At 67.2% G+C, this 15159-nt stretch carries 17 protein-coding genes and 1 pseudogene; 8 read left to right on the top strand and 10 right to left on the bottom strand.

Features of this window, described 5'->3' with window-relative positions; genetic code table 11:
* Positions 1–188: 188 nt before the first annotated feature.
* From E5671_RS23260 to E5671_RS23250, 3 genes are all read left to right on the top strand, one after another.
* Positions 189–647: an ATP-binding protein gene (locus tag E5671_RS23260; RefSeq protein WP_160505885.1), complete on the top strand. Its 459-nt coding sequence runs from the start codon at positions 189–191 to the stop codon at positions 645–647.
* Between the two features lie 38 nt (positions 648–685).
* Positions 686–1696, top strand: coding sequence for an NlpC/P60 family protein (locus tag E5671_RS23255; protein ID WP_160505884.1), 1011 nt, complete (start codon positions 686–688; stop codon positions 1694–1696).
* 301 nt (positions 1697–1997) lie between these two features.
* The gene (locus tag E5671_RS23250) at positions 1998–2708 is read left to right on the top strand and encodes a phosphatase PAP2 family protein (protein ID WP_160505883.1); all 711 of its coding nucleotides are present in this window, start codon (positions 1998–2000) and stop codon (positions 2706–2708) included.
* Between the two features lie 86 nt (positions 2709–2794).
* Here E5671_RS23250 and E5671_RS23245 read toward each other — a convergent pair whose 3' ends face one another.
* Together E5671_RS23245 and E5671_RS45460 are read right to left on the bottom strand one after the other, a co-directional pair.
* Positions 2795–4381 (bottom strand): FAD-binding oxidoreductase, encoded by a 1587-nt coding sequence (locus tag E5671_RS23245; RefSeq protein ID WP_160505882.1) that lies wholly within the window; start codon positions 4379–4381, stop codon positions 2795–2797.
* A 106-nt stretch (positions 4382–4487) separates the two neighbouring features.
* Positions 4488–4643: a hypothetical protein gene (locus E5671_RS45460; RefSeq protein ID WP_336605823.1), complete on the bottom strand. Its 156-nt coding sequence runs from the start codon at positions 4641–4643 to the stop codon at positions 4488–4490.
* A 121-nt stretch (positions 4644–4764) separates the two neighbouring features.
* On the opposite strand from E5671_RS45460, the gene E5671_RS23240 reads away from it, so the two are divergent.
* Both E5671_RS23240 and E5671_RS45455 read left to right on the top strand, forming a co-directional pair.
* Positions 4765–5586, top strand: coding sequence for a hypothetical protein (locus E5671_RS23240; RefSeq protein ID WP_160505881.1), 822 nt, complete (start codon positions 4765–4767; stop codon positions 5584–5586).
* A 120-nt stretch (positions 5587–5706) separates the two neighbouring features.
* Positions 5707–5895, top strand: a complete 189-nt coding sequence (locus tag E5671_RS45455) for a hypothetical protein (protein ID WP_202121227.1) — start codon at positions 5707–5709, stop codon at positions 5893–5895.
* 272 nt (positions 5896–6167) lie between these two features.
* On the opposite strand, the gene E5671_RS23235 is transcribed toward E5671_RS45455, so the two are convergent.
* Complete coding sequence (locus E5671_RS23235) at positions 6168–6524, bottom strand: metal-sensitive transcriptional regulator (protein WP_160505880.1); 357 nt, start codon at positions 6522–6524, stop codon at positions 6168–6170.
* A gap of 222 nt (positions 6525–6746) precedes the next feature.
* Here E5671_RS23235 and E5671_RS23230 point away from each other — a divergent pair, with 222 nt between their 5' ends.
* The gene (locus E5671_RS23230; protein WP_160505879.1) at positions 6747–7367 is read left to right on the top strand and encodes a DUF47 family protein; all 621 of its coding nucleotides are present in this window, start codon (positions 6747–6749) and stop codon (positions 7365–7367) included.
* Positions 7368–7376: 9 nt separating this feature from the next.
* Positions 7377–8375, top strand: coding sequence for an inorganic phosphate transporter (locus E5671_RS23225; RefSeq protein ID WP_160505878.1), 999 nt, complete (start codon positions 7377–7379; stop codon positions 8373–8375).
* 118 nt (positions 8376–8493) lie between these two features.
* Here E5671_RS23225 and pstB read toward each other — a convergent pair whose 3' ends face one another.
* From pstB to E5671_RS23200, 5 genes and pseudogenes are all read right to left on the bottom strand, one after another.
* Positions 8494–9270 (bottom strand): phosphate ABC transporter ATP-binding protein PstB, encoded by a 777-nt coding sequence (pstB, locus tag E5671_RS23220; RefSeq protein WP_160505877.1) that lies wholly within the window; start codon positions 9268–9270, stop codon positions 8494–8496.
* Positions 9271–9320: 50 nt separating this feature from the next.
* The gene (gene pstA / locus E5671_RS23215) at positions 9321–10370 is read right to left on the bottom strand and encodes a phosphate ABC transporter permease PstA (RefSeq protein WP_160505876.1); all 1050 of its coding nucleotides are present in this window, start codon (positions 10368–10370) and stop codon (positions 9321–9323) included.
* The gene (gene pstC, locus E5671_RS23210) at positions 10367–11389 is read right to left on the bottom strand and encodes a phosphate ABC transporter permease subunit PstC (RefSeq protein ID WP_160505875.1); all 1023 of its coding nucleotides are present in this window, start codon (positions 11387–11389) and stop codon (positions 10367–10369) included. Before pstC ends, pstA begins: the two co-directional genes overlap by 4 nt.
* Before the next feature lie 117 nt (positions 11390–11506).
* Positions 11507–12634, bottom strand: a complete 1128-nt coding sequence (gene pstS / locus E5671_RS23205; RefSeq protein WP_160505874.1) for a phosphate ABC transporter substrate-binding protein PstS — start codon at positions 12632–12634, stop codon at positions 11507–11509.
* Between the two features lie 227 nt (positions 12635–12861).
* Positions 12862–13179 (bottom strand): annotated as a pseudogene (locus E5671_RS23200) (NUDIX hydrolase); the annotation flags it as partial.
* 71 nt (positions 13180–13250) lie between these two features.
* On the opposite strand from E5671_RS23200, the gene E5671_RS23195 reads away from it, so the two are divergent.
* Complete coding sequence (locus E5671_RS23195) at positions 13251–13679, top strand: NUDIX hydrolase (RefSeq protein WP_160505873.1); 429 nt, start codon at positions 13251–13253, stop codon at positions 13677–13679.
* Positions 13680–13927: 248 nt separating this feature from the next.
* On the opposite strand, the gene E5671_RS23190 is transcribed toward E5671_RS23195, so the two are convergent.
* Positions 13928–14125 carry a DUF397 domain-containing protein gene (locus E5671_RS23190; protein WP_336605822.1) on the bottom strand — a complete coding sequence of 66 codons (198 nt, stop codon included), beginning with the start codon at positions 14123–14125 and terminating at the stop codon, positions 13928–13930.
* A complete protein-coding gene (locus E5671_RS23185) occupies positions 14122–14937 on the bottom strand; it encodes a Scr1 family TA system antitoxin-like transcriptional regulator (protein WP_160505872.1) in 816 nt (271 codons plus the stop codon). Before E5671_RS23185 ends, E5671_RS23190 begins: the two co-directional genes overlap by 4 nt.
* Positions 14938–15159: the final 222 nt, after the last annotated feature.

Here is a 15159-nt window from a genome sequence, read left to right as displayed (position 1 = left end):
TGTCCAGTCACTCACACGAGTGGTTGTGCAGGGCTTTGCAGGTTTTCGATTAACACCTTAACAACGCGCCGCTACGTTATGAGTGGCGCCGATCCCCGGAAGCACCCCGCTCGACGGAGCGACAACGTCACCGGGCACAAGCACGGACGCACGGACCCGGCAACTCCCCACCCCGAACGGAGACTTCCATGCTGCCGACAACCGTATCCCCGCCCTGGAGTTACACCCTCCAACTCCCGCACGACCCCCGCGCCCCCGGCATCGCCCGCGCCACCCTCCGCGCCGTCCTCGCCACGTACGGCCTCCCCCAGCTCGTGCCCACCGCTGAACTCCTCGCCGCGGAGATGCTCAACAACGCCCACTTCCATACCGACGGCCCCTACGCCCTCCGCCTCCGCCACTCCTCCCCGCAGGGCATCCGCGTCGCCGTGTGGGATTCCGATCCGCGGATTCCGCCCGGATTCGGGCGGCCCGGGAGCCCGCCCGTGCCCCCGGCGGACGCCGAGAGCGGGCGTGGGCTGCATCTTGTGCGCGCTTGCGCCGATGCCTGGGGCGCCTACCCCCTCGGCGCCGCCCGGGACGGCAAACTGCTCTGGGCCGAGCTCGGTGGTGATCCCCCGAAGGCACAGGTCCCGCCTCTACACTGAACGGCGGCGGACTCCCGCGCGGTGAGGGGTGGTTGACGGTGCGTAAGGCTTGGCTGGTCGCGGCCGTCGGTATCGGTGGGGCGATGAGTTTCATCGCCCTGCTTGTCGTGGGGACCTACATGGCCGCCGGAAGCATCGCGAACGGGGCCGGGCAGGGGAACGTCGGGCTCGCGAAAGGTGCCGTGCCCGCCACCTACCAGCCGCTCGTGCAGAAGTGGGGCAATCTCTGCAAGGCGATCAATCCCGCTCTCCTCGCCGCGCAGCTGTACCAGGAGAGCGGGTTCAACCCGAACGCGAAGAGCCCGGCCGCGGCCCAGGGGATAGCGCAATTCATCCCGGGAACGTGGGCCACGCACGGGCTCGACGGGGACGGTGACGGTGACCGCGACGTCTGGGACCCGAAGGACGCCATCCCCTCCGCCGCTTCGTACGACTGCAAACTCGCCAGTTATGTGAAGGACGCCCCGGGGCGTCCGACGGAGAACATGCTCGCCGCGTACAACGCGGGTGCGTACGCCGTCATCAAGTACGGCGGCGTACCGCCTTACCGCGAGACCCAGAATTACGTGAAGACCATCACGGACCTGGAGAAGAGCTTCGCCCGGCCCACCGGCAGGGTGCAGCCCTCGCAGCAGGCGGCAGGAGCCATCTACTACGCGCAGAAGAAGCTCGGCACGCTGTATCTGTGGGGCGGCAATGGAACCGCCGATCAGGGCGGACGGTTCGACTGTTCCGGCCTTACGCTCGCCGCCTATCGAAGTGTCGATATCGATCTGCCGCGTGTCGCCAACGACCAGTACAACGCGGGTCCTCACCCGAAACGGGACGAACTGCTCCCGGGTGACCTGGTGTTCTTCTCGGACGACCTCACCAATTCCCGGGCCATCCGGCATGTCGGGATCTACGTGGGCGGGGGCTACATGATTAACGCCCCACGGCCCGGCGCGGTGATCCGTTTCGACCCGATCGACACACCGGATTATTTTGGCGCGACTCGCGTCACCGAGGACGGGGCGAACGCCGTGCCCGACAAGCTGTCCGCGGCCTGAAGGGTCGCGGACGGCCCCGAAACGGGTCCGTTGTGGAGGCGTGAGCGGGGCGTGATGTGGCTTGAACTCTCCGTCAGTACACTTCTCTGAGCTGCGGTGATGAGTCTCTCTTCGGTAACGTCTGCGTGATCATCCAGTGGAGAGTGGAACGTAGTGAAGGGGGCCACGCGTTCCACCCGGTAGCGAGCGGCATTGACCACGCAGCAAGCAGTCGCGCAGCAAGCAGTAATGACCACGGGGGTTGATGGAAGGGCGCACGGCAAGGTGCGTCCGAGGCGAGGAGACAAGGGGCCGCAGCACCATGGCTGGACTCGACACAACAGGGTCGAACCCCGACGTCAGCCTGCTCTACGACATCAACGGCCTGGCTGAGGATTCGCCGGCCTTGCTGGCGAAGACGATCGCATTCGCCGGCGAGTACGGACTGCTGCTCGCGCTTGTTCTGCTGGTCGTCTGGTGCTGGTGGGGGCAGCGAAAGCGCGGTTCGCTCGATGACGCCGCTTCCTCTGTCGCCGCCGTTGTCTGGGCGCCCTTGGCGGCCGGGATCGCCGTCCTGGTGAATGTGCCGATCCGCGGATTTGTGGAGCGGCGTCGGCCTTTCAAGGACCACGACGGCCTTGAGATCCTTGTGCACGGAAAGACCGACTTCTCCTTCGTGAGCGATCACGCGACGCTCGCGATGGCTCTCGGCGTCGGCCTTTTCGTGGCCAACCGGAAGTTCGGTCTTGTCGGCATCGCTCTCGCCCTGCTCGAAGGCTTCTGCCGGGTCTTTATGGGCGTGCACTATCCGACGGACGTCGTGGGCGGATTCGCGCTCGGAACGGCCGTCGCGCTGCTGCTCTCGCCGCTGGCGATGGCCCTGCTCACGCCTGTGGCCAAGGCTGTCGGGCGGACGGCGCGGGGCGGGTGGCTGGTGTGGGCGAAGCCGGCTCCGGGGGCTGAGGGGGAGGCTGTGGCGGAGCTGGCCCAGCCGGCGGCCTCCGGCCCGGATGAGCGGGATCTCGCGGCGTAAATCCAGCCTGTCCGGCGTTTGAGGGCGAACTCGGCGGAGCCGGTGGTCAACGGCGCCCGAGGCTCAGGAGCCAGCTCAGGAGCCAGTCACAGTGCCTGGGGGAAGTCGAAGAAGCGCTTGGGGTCGTACTGCTTCTTCAGCTGCTTCAAGCGGGCCGCCGCCGAACCGTAGTACGCCTCGCGCCAGTTCGTCAGAGTCGGGTCCGCGTAGTTCTGGTACGCCGCTCCGGACGCGTACCGCCTCATCGAACCGTGGGCGCTTTTCAGCCAGGCCTGGGCCGGCTTGCCGGACGTGCCGGGGCGCCAGGACGCGATGTACTGCGCCAGCATCCGGCTGCGGCGGTGCACGAAGGCCGTGGCCGTCGGGTCGACCCGGTTGATCGCGCCGCCCAGTGCCGTCAGCGCGATGCTGCCACCGCTCGCGCCCGTCACGTTCTCCGCCTGGGTGAGGAGCGTGCGGATTCCCGCCGCCGACAGCGAGCGGTCGAAGAAGTCCGAACTTGCCGCGTACGTCTCGCGGTTGAGGGCGCCCTGCGGACTCCGGCCCGGCGTCGCGCCCGGCAGGTGGCACTGGGCGTCCGCCGAGAAGGACGAGCAGCCCGCGTACACCTCCATCGACTCCTCGTACGAGCGCCGCTTCAGCGAGACGCTGCGCGCCGGGGCGCCGATCTTGTCCGCCAGGCGGTCCACCGCGTTCTGGAGTTCGCCGTACGTGCCCAGGGAGAAGCACGCGACCGACACCGTGGGTGTCCCGCCCGGTGTGTTCGCCAGGTGCGCCGACGACCAGATCTCGTCCGGCTGGTCGGGGCCCCACTCCTGCCACGCCTTGATGACCGCGGCCGCCTTCGACCAGGGCCAGGTCATGTACGCCGAGACGCCCTGCGGAGCCGCGTGCGTGCGGAACCGGAGCTCCGTCACCACGCCGAAGTTCCCGTTCCCCGCGCCCCGCAGCGCCCAGAACAGGTCCTTGTTCTCGCTCCTGCTCGCCGTCAGCTGCTTGCCGTCCGCCGTGATCAGCGTCGCCGACGTCAGGCTGTCGCAGGTCAGGCCGTACGCCCGCGACACCACTCCATGGCCGCCGCCGAGAGTCAGGCCGGAGACGCCGACCGTCGGGCAGGAGCCCGCCGGGATCGTCACGCCCTTCGCGGCAAGCGCGCGGTAGACGTCGATCAGCTTCGCGCCCGCCCCGACCGTGGCCGTCGAGCCACTGGCGCGGGTCTTGTTCAGCTTCGATACGTCGACGATGAGGCGGCCCGTGCCGGACGACCAACCCCCGTAGGAATGGCCGCCGTTGCGTATGGAGACCGGGACGTCGTGCGCGCGGGCGTAGGCCAGCGTCGTGCGTATGTCGTCCGGGTTCGCCACGTACGCGACCGCGGTCGGCTTCAGGCTGTCGTAGCGCGTGTTGTAGAGCTGCCGGGCCGCCGCCCACTTCGCCTCGCCCGGCTTGACCAGGGTGCCGTCCAGGTCCTTGGCGAGGGCAGTGAGGTTCGCCGCGGCGGACGCGGCGGCGCTCGACGTGCGGATGGGGGTGCCGGAGCGCGAGGCATCCCCGCCCGTGCCCCCGCCGGTGCCGCCGCCTGTCCCCGCGCCTTCGCCGGAGCTCGTGCAGCCCGCCGCCGCGAAGGCCGCCGTTGCCGCCGCCGCCGTGCTGATGAACGTACGCCGTTCCATGACGCCCCTCCCGTTGCTTCCCGGCTTACGAGACGGCGTACGGGACCCGTGGGTTCCGGTGAACGGAAAGGGGAGTTGTGCGGGAGTCGCGTGCGGCGGCCGGTGGCTACCGGTCCGGCATGTGGGACTCCGCGTCCGTCCGGGCCTTGCTGCGCGCTCTGCGGGCGGGGCCGCGCCAGCCGCAACTGCACGTGGCCGCGCAGAAGCGGCCCTGCTCGACCGTTGTCGTGCGGTGGGGTTCGTCCTGTTGCTCCTCGGCCACGACTCCACCGTACCCACGCCGGGTGAACGCTCTTACGCGTGACCGGGTCAACGTACCGGTCGTTACACGGAACGACAGGGGGCTACAGCACCTCGCGGGAAGGCTTGGGGGTAGTCGGGCGATGGGTCAGCAGCACAGGCGCACAGGCGGGGCGGTCGCCACGGCCGCGGCGGTGGGTCTCATGGCCGTCGCCACGGGCTGTTCGGGGGGCGGAGCCGCGGCGGACGACGGACGCAGCGCCTCCCAGGACGCCGTCGACGTGGTGCGGGACTCCGCCGACGCCCTTGTCCGCGCGGGGAGTTCCAAGGCGCGTACGTCCATGGAGATGGCGAGCGGCGGGACCCGTGTGACCATCCGTGGGCAGGGCTCGTACGACTTCAGGCGGCAGGTGGGGCGGTTTGTCGTGGTCCTTCCCAAGGATCCCGCCGGGGACGAGGAGCACCGGCCCATCACCGAGCTGATGGCGAGCGGCGCGCTCTACATGAAGAACCGGGGGGCCGGGGTGCCCGCCGACAAGTGGGTGCGGATCGACACGGCCTCGCTGTCGGACGGCAACCTGGTCACGGGCGGGGCCACCGATCCGCTGGCCGCGGCGGAGCTGCTGCGGGGCGTGAGCAAGGCGTCGTACGTGGGGGAGACGGCGGTGGCCGGCGTGAAGGTGCGGCACTACCGCGGGACCGCTGACCTGCCGCGGGCCGCGAAGTCGGCGTCCGAGGGACAGCGGCGGGCCCTGGGGGCGGCGGCGAAAGGGTTCAGCAAGGGCCGGGTGCCGTTCGACGCGTACCTCGACGAGCAGGGGCGGCTGCGGAAGCTGCGGCAGCACTTCAGCGTCGCGAACGCCGAGGTGGCTTCGACCACGCTGCTGTTCGACTTCGGGGTGCGGGTGGACGTGCGGCTGCCCGCGAGCGAGGACATCTTCGCGGGGAAGATCGCCGAGAAGTAGGGTGCACGGCTAGTCGCGCCCAGGGGTGTGGAAATGGTCCGTCCGTGCCATGCGCGTTGTGTAGGCCGCTCCCTACTCTAGGAAGTCGGTACCGGCAGGAAGCAAGGTCAGGAAGAGGTGATGGACGTGGCTCTGGTGCGCGGTACGACGGTTCAGGACCACGTTGCCCTTGCCGAGATCGAGCTGTGCGGCGAACTCATCATCGCGGCGAGTGCGGCTGCGGAGGAGCGGATGAGTGCGGACCGCATCGACGAGGTCCTGAACGTCTCCACTGACGTGGAGCATCGGCGAGGCGAGGGCCGGGGCTAGCCCCCGTCCCCGGAGCGAGGGCCCGGGCCCCGCCTTCGCTTCCCGCCGGCGCAGGCCTGCCGGCCGCTGCCCTACACCACAAGCCCGCCGCTTCGCGGCGGATGTCTCCCACCCACCCACCCGTTACCCCGCGGGGCAATCGGGTGGGCGGGCGGGGATGATCCGTCGCGAAGCGGTGGGCTCGGGGTGGGTGCCTGGTGGCGAGAGCCGGGTAGTCGCGGCAGGATCCGCCGCGAAGCGGCGGGCAGGGGTCCGGTCCCCCGGCGGGAGCCTTACGTCCGCATCATGCGGGCGATCGCCTTCGTGGCCTCTTCGACCTTCGCGTCGATCTCGTCGCCGCCCTTGACCGCCGCATCCGCCACGCAGTGGCGCAGGTGCTCCTCCAGGAGCTGGAGGGCGAAGGACTGCAGGGCCTTCGTGCCGGCCGAGACCTGGGTGAGTATGTCGATGCAGTAGACGTCTTCCTCGACCATGCGCTGCAGGCCGCGGATCTGGCCCTCGATGCGGCGCAGCCGCTTGAGGTGCTCGTCCTTCTGCTTGTGGTAGCCGTGGACACCCTGGTCGTGGCCGCCGGGCTCGGAGGGCGCTTCGGTGTTCATGGCCACACCGGCCGGCTCGGTGGTCGTCATCGCGTCCTCCTGCTTGGACAGTCACTCTGCTGGGCAGTGATAGGAAAGCCACTGGCTCAACTGGCTTCCTATACCCCTAGTGGGTATAGGGTACTCGATTGCTCGGGGGGTGTGCTGATCACTGTGCCTGATGGGCGACACTGGGGTCTGGCCGGTTAGCCGTGGCCGGATGATGCGCCTAGCATCAGCCTGACCGAATCCAAAGCACCCCGAGGACCCCACGTGCGCTTTCGTCTGACCCCCAGGGAGACGAGCTTCTACGACATGTTCGCCGCATCCGCGGACAACATTGTCACGGGCTCGAAGCTCCTGATGGAACTGCTCGGGGCTGACGCCTCCGCCCGAGCCGAGATCGCAGAGCGTATGCGGGCCGCGGAGCACGCTGGAGATGACGCTACTCACGCGATCTTCCACCAGCTGAACTCCTCCTTCATCACGCCTTTCGACCGCGAGGACATCTACAAGCTGGCCTCGTCCCTCGACGACATCATGGACTTCATGGAGGAGGCCGTCGACCTGGTCGTCCTTTACCAGGTCGAGGAACTCCCCAAGGGCGTCGAGCAGCAGATCGAGGTCCTGTCGCGAGCCGCCGAGCTCACGGCCGAGGCCATGCCGAATCTGCGGACGATGGACAACCTCACCGAGTTCTGGATCGAGGTCAACCGCCTGGAGAACCAGGCCGACCAGATTCACCGCAAGCTTCTCGCTCAGCTCTTCAACGGCAAGTACGACGCCATGGAGGTGCTGAAGCTCAAGCAGATCGTCGACGTGCTCGAAGAGGCGGCCGACGCGTTCGAGCACGTCGCGAACACGGTGGAGACCATCGCGGTCAAGGAGTCCTGAGGCCTCTCCATGGACACCTTTGCTTTGGTCGTGACCATTGGCGTCGCGCTCGGATTTACGTATACGAATGGCTTTCACGACTCCGCGAATGCCATCGCCACTTCCGTCTCCACCCGTGCGCTGACGCCCCGCGCGGCACTCGCTATGGCCGCCGTCATGAACCTCGCCGGTGCCTTCATGGGCAGCGGTGTCGCCAAGACGGTCAGTAAGGGCCTGATCGAGACGCCCGAAGGCAACAAGGGAATGTGGATCCTCTTTGCCGCCCTGGTGGGCGCCATCGTATGGAACCTCATCACCTGGTACTTCGGGCTTCCTTCGTCCTCGTCCCACGCGCTGTTCGGTGGAATGGTCGGAGCCGCGCTCGCCGGTGGTATCGGGGTGATCTGGTCCGGAGTGCTCGACAAGGTCGTCATTCCGATGTTCATCTCGCCCCTTGTCGGCCTCGTCGCCGGCTATCTGGTGATGTGCGCGATCATGTGGATGTTCCGGAAGTCCAACCCGCACAAGGCCAAGCGCGGATTCCGTATAGCGCAGACGGTCTCGGCGGCCGGAATGGCGCTCGGACACGGTCTCCAGGACGCGCAGAAGACCATGGGCATCGTGGTGATGGCCCTGGTCATCTCCGATGTGCAGGACGCCGACGCGCCCATTCCGATCTGGGTCAAGATCGCCTGTGCGCTGATGCTCTCCGCCGGTACGTACGCGGGCGGCTGGCGCATCATGCGTACGCTCGGCCGCAAGATCATCGAGCTGGACCCGCCGCAGGGATTCGCCGCCGAGACGACCGGCGCGGGCATCATGTTCACCACCGCGTTCATGTTCCACGCGCCGATCTCCACCACGCACGTGATCACTTCCGCGATCATGGGTGTGGGGGCCACTAAGCGGGTCAACGCGGTGCGGTGGGGCGTCGCGAAGAACATCATCCTGGGGTGGTTCATCACGATGCCTGCGGCTGCGCTCGTCGCTGCCGTCAGTTTCTGGATCGTGAATCTGGCGTTCTTGTAGTTCTTCGGCATAGGAAAGGCCCGCCCCCCGGGAGCCAGGGGGCGGGCCTTTCTTGTTGCCCCTGCGGTGGCACCGCCATGCAGCACCGCAAGGAGTCGGGGATACCCGATGGCGTGGCCTAGCCGAAGCGGCCCGAGATGTAGTCCTCGGTCGCCTGCACGGACGGGTTGGAGAAGATCCGCTCCGTCTCGTCGATCTCGACGAGCTTGCCGGGCTGGCCGACCGCCGCGAGGTTGAAGAAGGCCGTACGGTCCGAGACGCGCGCCGCCTGCTGCATGTTGTGCGTCACGATGACGATCGTGAAGCGCTCCTTCAGCTCGCCGATCAGATCCTCGATCGCGAGCGTCGAGATCGGGTCAAGGGCCGAGCAGGGCTCGTCCATGAGCAGGACCTGCGGCTCGACCGCGATGGCCCGCGCGATGCACAGACGCTGCTGCTGACCGCCGGAGAGGCCGGAGCCGGGCTTGTTCAGGCGGTCCTTGACCTCGTTCCAGAGGTTGGCGCCCTTGAGGGACTTCTCGACGATGGCGTTCAGCTCGTTCTTCTTGTACGAGCCGTTGAGCCGCAGGCCCGCCGCCACGTTGTCGAAGATCGACATCGTCGGGAACGGGTTGGGGCGCTGGAACACCATGCCGATGGTGCGGCGCACGGCGACCGGGTCGACACCGGGACCGTAGAGGTCCTCGTCGTCCAGGAGGACCTTGCCCTCGACGCGGCCACCGGTGGTGACCTCGTGCATGCGGTTGAGGGTGCGCAGGAAGGTGGACTTGCCGCAGCCGGAGGGGCCGATGAAGGCCGTCACGGAGCGGGGCTCCACGGTCATCGAGATGTCCTCGATGGCCTTGTGGGCGCTGTAGTACGCGGTCAGGCCCGATACGTCGATTCGCTTGGCCATGGGGATCACTGCCTTCAGGGGTTACAGAGTAGGTCGCTGATGTGGCCGCGTCAGCGGCCCGTCTTGGGGGCCTTCCAGCGCGCTACGCCGCGGGCCGCCAGGTTGAGGATCATGATGAAGCCGATCAGGGCGAGAGCAGCCGCCCAGGCGCGGTCGTAACCGGCCTGGTTGCCCGCCGCGTACTGCTGGTAGATGTACAGCGGCAGCGAGGCCTGCGAGCCTTCGAACGGGTTCGTGTTGATCATGGGATTGACCCAGACCAGGAGCAGGACCGGTGCCGTCTCGCCCGCGATACGGGCGACCGCGAGCATGACGCCGGTCGTGATGCCGCCGATCGCGGTGGGCAGGACCACCTTCAGGATGGTCCGCCACTTCGGGATGCCGAGGGCGAGTGACGCCTCCCGCAGCTCGTTCGGGACGAGCTTGAGCATCTCCTCGGTGGAGCGCACGATCACCGGCATCATCAGGATGGCGAGCGCCATGGCGCCGGCCCAGCCGGAGAAGTCGAAGCCCAGGATCAGGATCCAGAAGCTGAGGACGAACAGACCCGCGACGATCGAGGGGATGCCGGTCATGACGTCCACGAAGAACGTGACGACCTTGGAGAGCTTCCCGCGCCCGTACTCGACGAGGTAGATCGCGGTGAGCAGGCCGATCGGCACGGCGATGGCGGAGGCCAGGAGCACCTGCTCCAGGGTGCCGATGATCGCGTGGTAGATGCCGCCGCCGGGCTCGTCGTCCGCGACCACGCCCATGGAGTGGGTGAGGAAGTAGCCGTTGAAGACCTTGGTGCCGCGCTCCACGGTCTCGTAGATCAGGGAGGCGAGCGGGACGACCGCAAGCAGGAACATGACCCACACCAGCGAGGTGGCGAGGCGGTCCTTGGCCTGGCGTCCGCCTTCGACGGCGACCGCGAGGGCGTACGAGCCGACGAGGAAGAGGATGGCCGCGATGAGGCCCCACTGGATGCGGCTGTCCAGGCCGGCGCCCGCGCCGATGCCGATGGCGACGGCGGCGGAGCCGAGCGCGACGACGACCGGTGTCCAGCGCGGGAGGCGGGCGCCCCGCAGGCTCGCGGGCTTGGTGATGGTGGCGCTCATGCGTTGGCCCCCGAGTACTCCTTGCGGCGCGCGATGATCAGGCGGGCCGCGCCGTTGACCAGCAGCGTGATGACGAAGAGGACCAGGCCGGATGCGATGAGCGCGTCACGGCCGTACTCGGTGGCTTCGTTGAACTTGCTGGCGATGTTCTGCGCGAAGGTGCCGCCGCCGGGGTCGAGCACGGACGCGCTGATGAGGAAGGTCGGGGAGAGCACGGTGGCCACGGCGATGGTCTCGCCGAGCGCGCGGCCCAGGCCCAGCATCGAGGCGGAGATCACGCCCGAGCGGGCGAAGGGGAGCACCGATATGCGGATGGTCTCCCAGCGCGTGGCGCCGAGCGCGAGCGCGGCCTCCTCGTGCATCTTCGGGACCTGGAGGAAGACCTCACGGCTGACGTTCGTGATGATCGGCAGGATCATGATGGCGAGCAGGATGCCCACCGTCATCAGGGAGCGCGGGGCGCCGCCCTGGTACTCGAAGATCCCGGTCCAGCCGAAGTAGTCGTCGAGCCAGCTGTAGAAGCCGGTCAGATTGGGTGCGACCACGAGGGCGCCCCAGAGGCCGTAGACGATCGACGGCACGGCGGCCAGGAGGTCGATCACGAAGGCGATGGGGGTTGCCAGCTTGCGCGGCGCGTAGTGCGAGATGAACAGCGCGATGCCGATGGCCACGGGGACGGCGATCACCAGGGCGATCACCGAGCTCACCACGGTGCCGAAGACCAGGACCGCGATGCCGAAGAACGGCTTGCCGCCGGTGGTGGCACCGGCCGGGTCCCACTCGAAGGTGGTGAGGAAGTTGCCCGTGTTGTCCGCGAGCGCGAGCGTCGCACGGTAGGTCAGGAAGGCCGCGATGGCGGCCATGATCACAAGGAGTGTGATGCCGGATCCGCGCGAGAGACCGAGGAAGATCCGGTCACCGGGGCGGGTCGCGCTGCGGCGGGGGCGCTTGGGCGTGATGCCCGAGGGCCGTACGTCGTCGAGGGGTGGGGGTGCTGTCGTACTGCTTGGTATATCCATAAGATTCTCCGGTCTGCGGAGCCGATCACCGCTTCATCAGCGGGAGTTGCTCCTGGCGGCGGTGCACCGGACGGTGCGGCCGGCCCTGCAACGCGGGGCCGGCCGCACTCGGTTCGACTAGCTCAGGCCCGCGACGGTCGTGCGGACCTTGGAGATGATCTCGGCCGGGATCGGCGCGTAGTCGTTCTCCTTGAGGACGTTCTGGCCGTCCTCGCTGGCGATGTAGGTCAGGAAGGACTTGGTCGCGGCGAGGGTCTCGGCCTTGTTGCCCTTCTCGCAGAGGACCTCGTACGTCACCAGGGTGATCGGGTACGCGCCTTCGGCGGTGGGCTTGTAGTTCAGTTCGAGGGCGAGGTCGTTGCCCTTGCCGACGACCTTGGCCTCGGAGATGGCCTTGGAGGCGTTGTCGACGGTGGCCTTCACCGGCTCCTTGGCGTCGGTCTTCAGGTCGACCGTGCTGATGCCGTCGGAGGCGTAGGAGAGCTCGAAGTACGAGATGGCGCCGGGGGTCTGCTTGACCTGGCCCGTGACACCGGAGGAGCCGTTGGCGGACTGGCCGCCCTTGGCCTCCCAGGACTTGCCGGGCTCGTAGGACCAGGCGGACGGGGCCGCGCCCTTGAGGTACTTGGTGAAGTTGTCCGTGGTGCCGGACTCGTCCGAGCGGTGGAACGCCTGGATCTTGGTGCCGGGGAGCTTGGCGTCCGGGTTCAGCTTCTTGATCGCCTTGTCGTCCCACGTCTTGATCTTGTCGTCGAAGATCTTGGCGAGGGTCTCGGCGTCCAGGACGAGGTTGTCCACACCGGGCACGTTGTAGCCGACGGCGATCGGGCCGCCGACCATCGGCAGGTCGATGGCCTGGCTGTTCTTGCAGACCTTCTTCGACGCCGCGATCTCCTCGGGCTTCAGCGCCGAGTCGGAGCCCGCGAAGGCGGTCTGGCCCTGCATGAACGCGGTGATGCCGGCGCCGGAACCCGTCGGGTTGTAGTTCAGCTGAACGTCCTTGCAGGCGGTCGAGTAGACCTTGCGCCAGGCGTCGATCGCGTTCTTCTGCGCGGACGAACCGGAGGCCGCGAGCTGGCCCTTGGCGTCATCGCACTTGATGTTGGCGGCGTTGGCCTTGCTCTTGGTGCCACCGCTCTCGCCGCTCGTGTCGTCGGAGCCGCACGCCGTGAGGGCCAGGGCGCCGGAGACGGCGATGGCGCCGAGGGAGAGGGCGCGGAGCCGGTTCTTGCGCTGAAGCTTCACTTTCGGGTCTTCCTTCCGGGAGCCGCCGGCCCTTTGCTGGCGGCGTGCAGGGTCTTCGTCGTTGCGGTCTAGCGGTTCTGCGGTTCTGCGGTTCTGCGGTCTTACGTTGTGTTGTAAGGCTGAAATTAGGCAGGGCAGGTGAAGTGGCCAAAGGGCACGAGTGAACGGAGGGTGAACCTCGGAGGGCGGCCTGGTTAGGCCACCCACTACGGAACGTAGCCGAAGAGTCACGCAGGGTTGAGTACCCCGAGCAGAGCGTCGACAAGCTGCTGGTCGCGGGGTTGCGTGAGGCGGTTGCGGGCCGCGGTCGGCGAGAGCCAGATGATGCGGTCGATCTCGTCGTTGGGCGAGAAGCTGCCGTCCGTCGCCTCCGCCGCCCAGTAGCTGACCTCTTTGAGACGTCCCTGGGCGAGGTAGCGGGCCGTGGGAAGCCGGGCGCCGGGGGTGCAGCGGTGGCCGGTCTCCTCCTCGACCTCGCGCAGGGCCGCCGCGAGGGGCGTCTCGGACCGCTTCAGCTTGCCCTTGGGGTGCGACCAGTCGTCGTATGAAAGTTAATAACAGTCAAGGAACGTGCAGGTCAGGTGCTGGTCAACGAGTATGCGGCAGCATGGGGACCATGGCTGACACATCGGTGGTCCTTGCGGCGGGTTGTGTCCTGTGGCGCCGATCTACCTCAGGTGCGGGCGTCGAACTGGCCTTGGTCTATCGGCCCAAGTGGGCAGATTGGTCTCACCCGAAAGGCAAGCTCAATCGTGGCGAGGGCGCACAGGAAGCGGCCCTGCGTGAGGTGCTGGAAGAGACCGGTATGACGTGCGACCTGGGGCCGGAGCTCCCCACCGCTCACTATGTCGATGCGCAAGGGCGTCCCAAGGAGGTTCGCTACTGGGCGGCCGAAGCGATTGGCGGCACGTTCGCGCCGAACGCCGAGGTGTCACGGCTCGTCTGGTTGGCTCCGGAGGCGGCGAGCGAGCGCGTCACGCGTGCGAGAGATGCGGAACTGATCGCTGATTTCCTTGCTGCTCTCCGCACGTCTGGGGGGCTGTGATGGGGGAAGAGGCGGCAGAGGATGGCTGGGCCGGTAAGTCGACGGTGACCGTCGACGAGTGGATAGCAGCCGAGCTGGAGCGTGCTCCTGAGCCGAGTGCCGAGCAGCGTGGGAATCTGACCGCGCTGTTCAACGGCGGACCAATAGCTACGGTGGGGTAGATCTCTGCTCAGACGTGAGGGCCCCAACCGTCGTCGGGTTGGGGCCCTCTGTCGTCGCTGATCTCTCGGGGGCAGGCTCCTCCGGCCTCAGGTCTTAGCCCAATCCACGAAGGTGCCCCAGGCTTGGTCTGTCAGAAGCAAGGCGGGACCGTCCGTGACCTTGCTGTCGCGGACAGGTACGACGTTCGCCATTCCGTCGGCGATTTCGATGCAAGCACCGCCGTTATCGCTGCTGTACGAACTCTTACGCCATGCCAGTTCCGGCAGGCTGTTTGCGCGGATCACGTTCCTACTTCCTTCATGACATTGGCGATGAGGTCTGCCGACTTGCGTACGTCGAGAGCAGCGCCTAGGAGCAGATCATAGGCCCGGTCTGCTGCTCGAACTTCTGATGGGTCAGCGAGGAGTTGGCCCTTCAGGAAGCCGTCTACGTGCACAACCGGCGTGCCCTCTGCGAAGGCTAGCGAGTGGAACGGGCCGCCGATACCTGCGTGAGCACCAGCTGACAGCGGAACGACCTGGATCACTGTGGATGGACACTCCGCGAGATCGAGTAGATGCTGCAACTGGTCCCGCATCACGGTCACATCGCCCACCCGGCGCCTTACAGCGTTCTCGTCCATGATCACCCACAGCTCAGGCGGCACATCTCGCTCAAGGATGGCTTGCCGCTCCATGCGTGCATCAAGAAGCCCGTCTACGTCGTTGCTGCGACCAGCCGCGAGGATGGCGTGAGCGTAGGCCCGAGTCTGTAGAAGACCAGGAATGACCATCGTCTCGAACGACCGGATGATGGCCGCTGCCTTCTCCAGCTCAACGTATGGCCGGAACCAGCTCGGATACGCGTACTTGATGACCAGCGGCCAAAGCCGCTCGAAGTGCCCCCCGGACTGAAAGAACGCATCTGCGTGTAGCGCGAAATTCTTGGACGGTACCCGCTTGGCGTTCTCAATCTTGTTAACCAGGGTCCGGTTGCAGAAACACGCTGTGGCTAGGGACTGTTGAGAGTGGCCCTGTTCTGCCCGGAGACGCTGTAACTCATCCCCGAAGAACTTCAGCATGCTGTCGGTCTCGTCTTGCTCTTCGAGTACGGCCACCGGCCCCAACCCTCCCTGTGACACGCGGCGTTGTCACACGTGACAGCCGACCCTGTCAACACCTAACGCCTGTTGAGCGTAGCGGCGCAGGGCAACGCTGTAACCGCGGAGGGCGAACTCAGGCACACATGGTGGCGTACGCGCCTAGTCCCGACGGGCCCCCGATGGACTGCCCACAGAAGCCAGAAGTCCTCAATGACAGAGATCGCAACACCACTGGGG

The organism is Streptomyces sp. BA2 (assembly GCF_009769735.1).
GTDB lineage: Bacteria > Actinomycetota > Actinomycetes > Streptomycetales > Streptomycetaceae > Streptomyces.
This window is presented reverse-complemented; position numbering and strand designations above follow the sequence as displayed.

Bases quoted from the DNA above. Each gene is read 5' to 3' on its own strand.
- E5671_RS23250 (WP_160505883.1), top strand. From the start codon at position 1,998: ATGGCTGGACTCGACACAACAGGGTCGAACCCCGACGTCAGCCTGCTC.
- pstC (WP_160505875.1), bottom strand. From the start codon at position 11,389: ATGGATATACCAAGCAGTACGACAGCACCCCCACCCCTCGACGACGTA.
- E5671_RS23240 (WP_160505881.1), top strand. From the start codon at position 4,765: ATGGGTCAGCAGCACAGGCGCACAGGCGGGGCGGTCGCCACGGCCGCG.
- E5671_RS23225 (WP_160505878.1), top strand. From the start codon at position 7,377: ATGGACACCTTTGCTTTGGTCGTGACCATTGGCGTCGCGCTCGGATTT.
- pstB (WP_160505877.1), bottom strand. From the start codon at position 9,270: ATGGCCAAGCGAATCGACGTATCGGGCCTGACCGCGTACTACAGCGCC.
- E5671_RS45455 (WP_202121227.1), top strand. From the start codon at position 5,707: ATGGACGTGGCTCTGGTGCGCGGTACGACGGTTCAGGACCACGTTGCC.
- E5671_RS23260 (WP_160505885.1), top strand. From the start codon at position 189: ATGCTGCCGACAACCGTATCCCCGCCCTGGAGTTACACCCTCCAACTC.
- pstA (WP_160505876.1), bottom strand. From the start codon at position 10,370: ATGAGCGCCACCATCACCAAGCCCGCGAGCCTGCGGGGCGCCCGCCTC.
- E5671_RS23195 (WP_160505873.1), top strand. From the start codon at position 13,251: ATGGCTGACACATCGGTGGTCCTTGCGGCGGGTTGTGTCCTGTGGCGC.
- E5671_RS23245 (WP_160505882.1), bottom strand. From the start codon at position 4,381: ATGGAACGGCGTACGTTCATCAGCACGGCGGCGGCGGCAACGGCGGCC.
- E5671_RS23235 (WP_160505880.1), bottom strand. From the start codon at position 6,524: ATGACGACCACCGAGCCGGCCGGTGTGGCCATGAACACCGAAGCGCCC.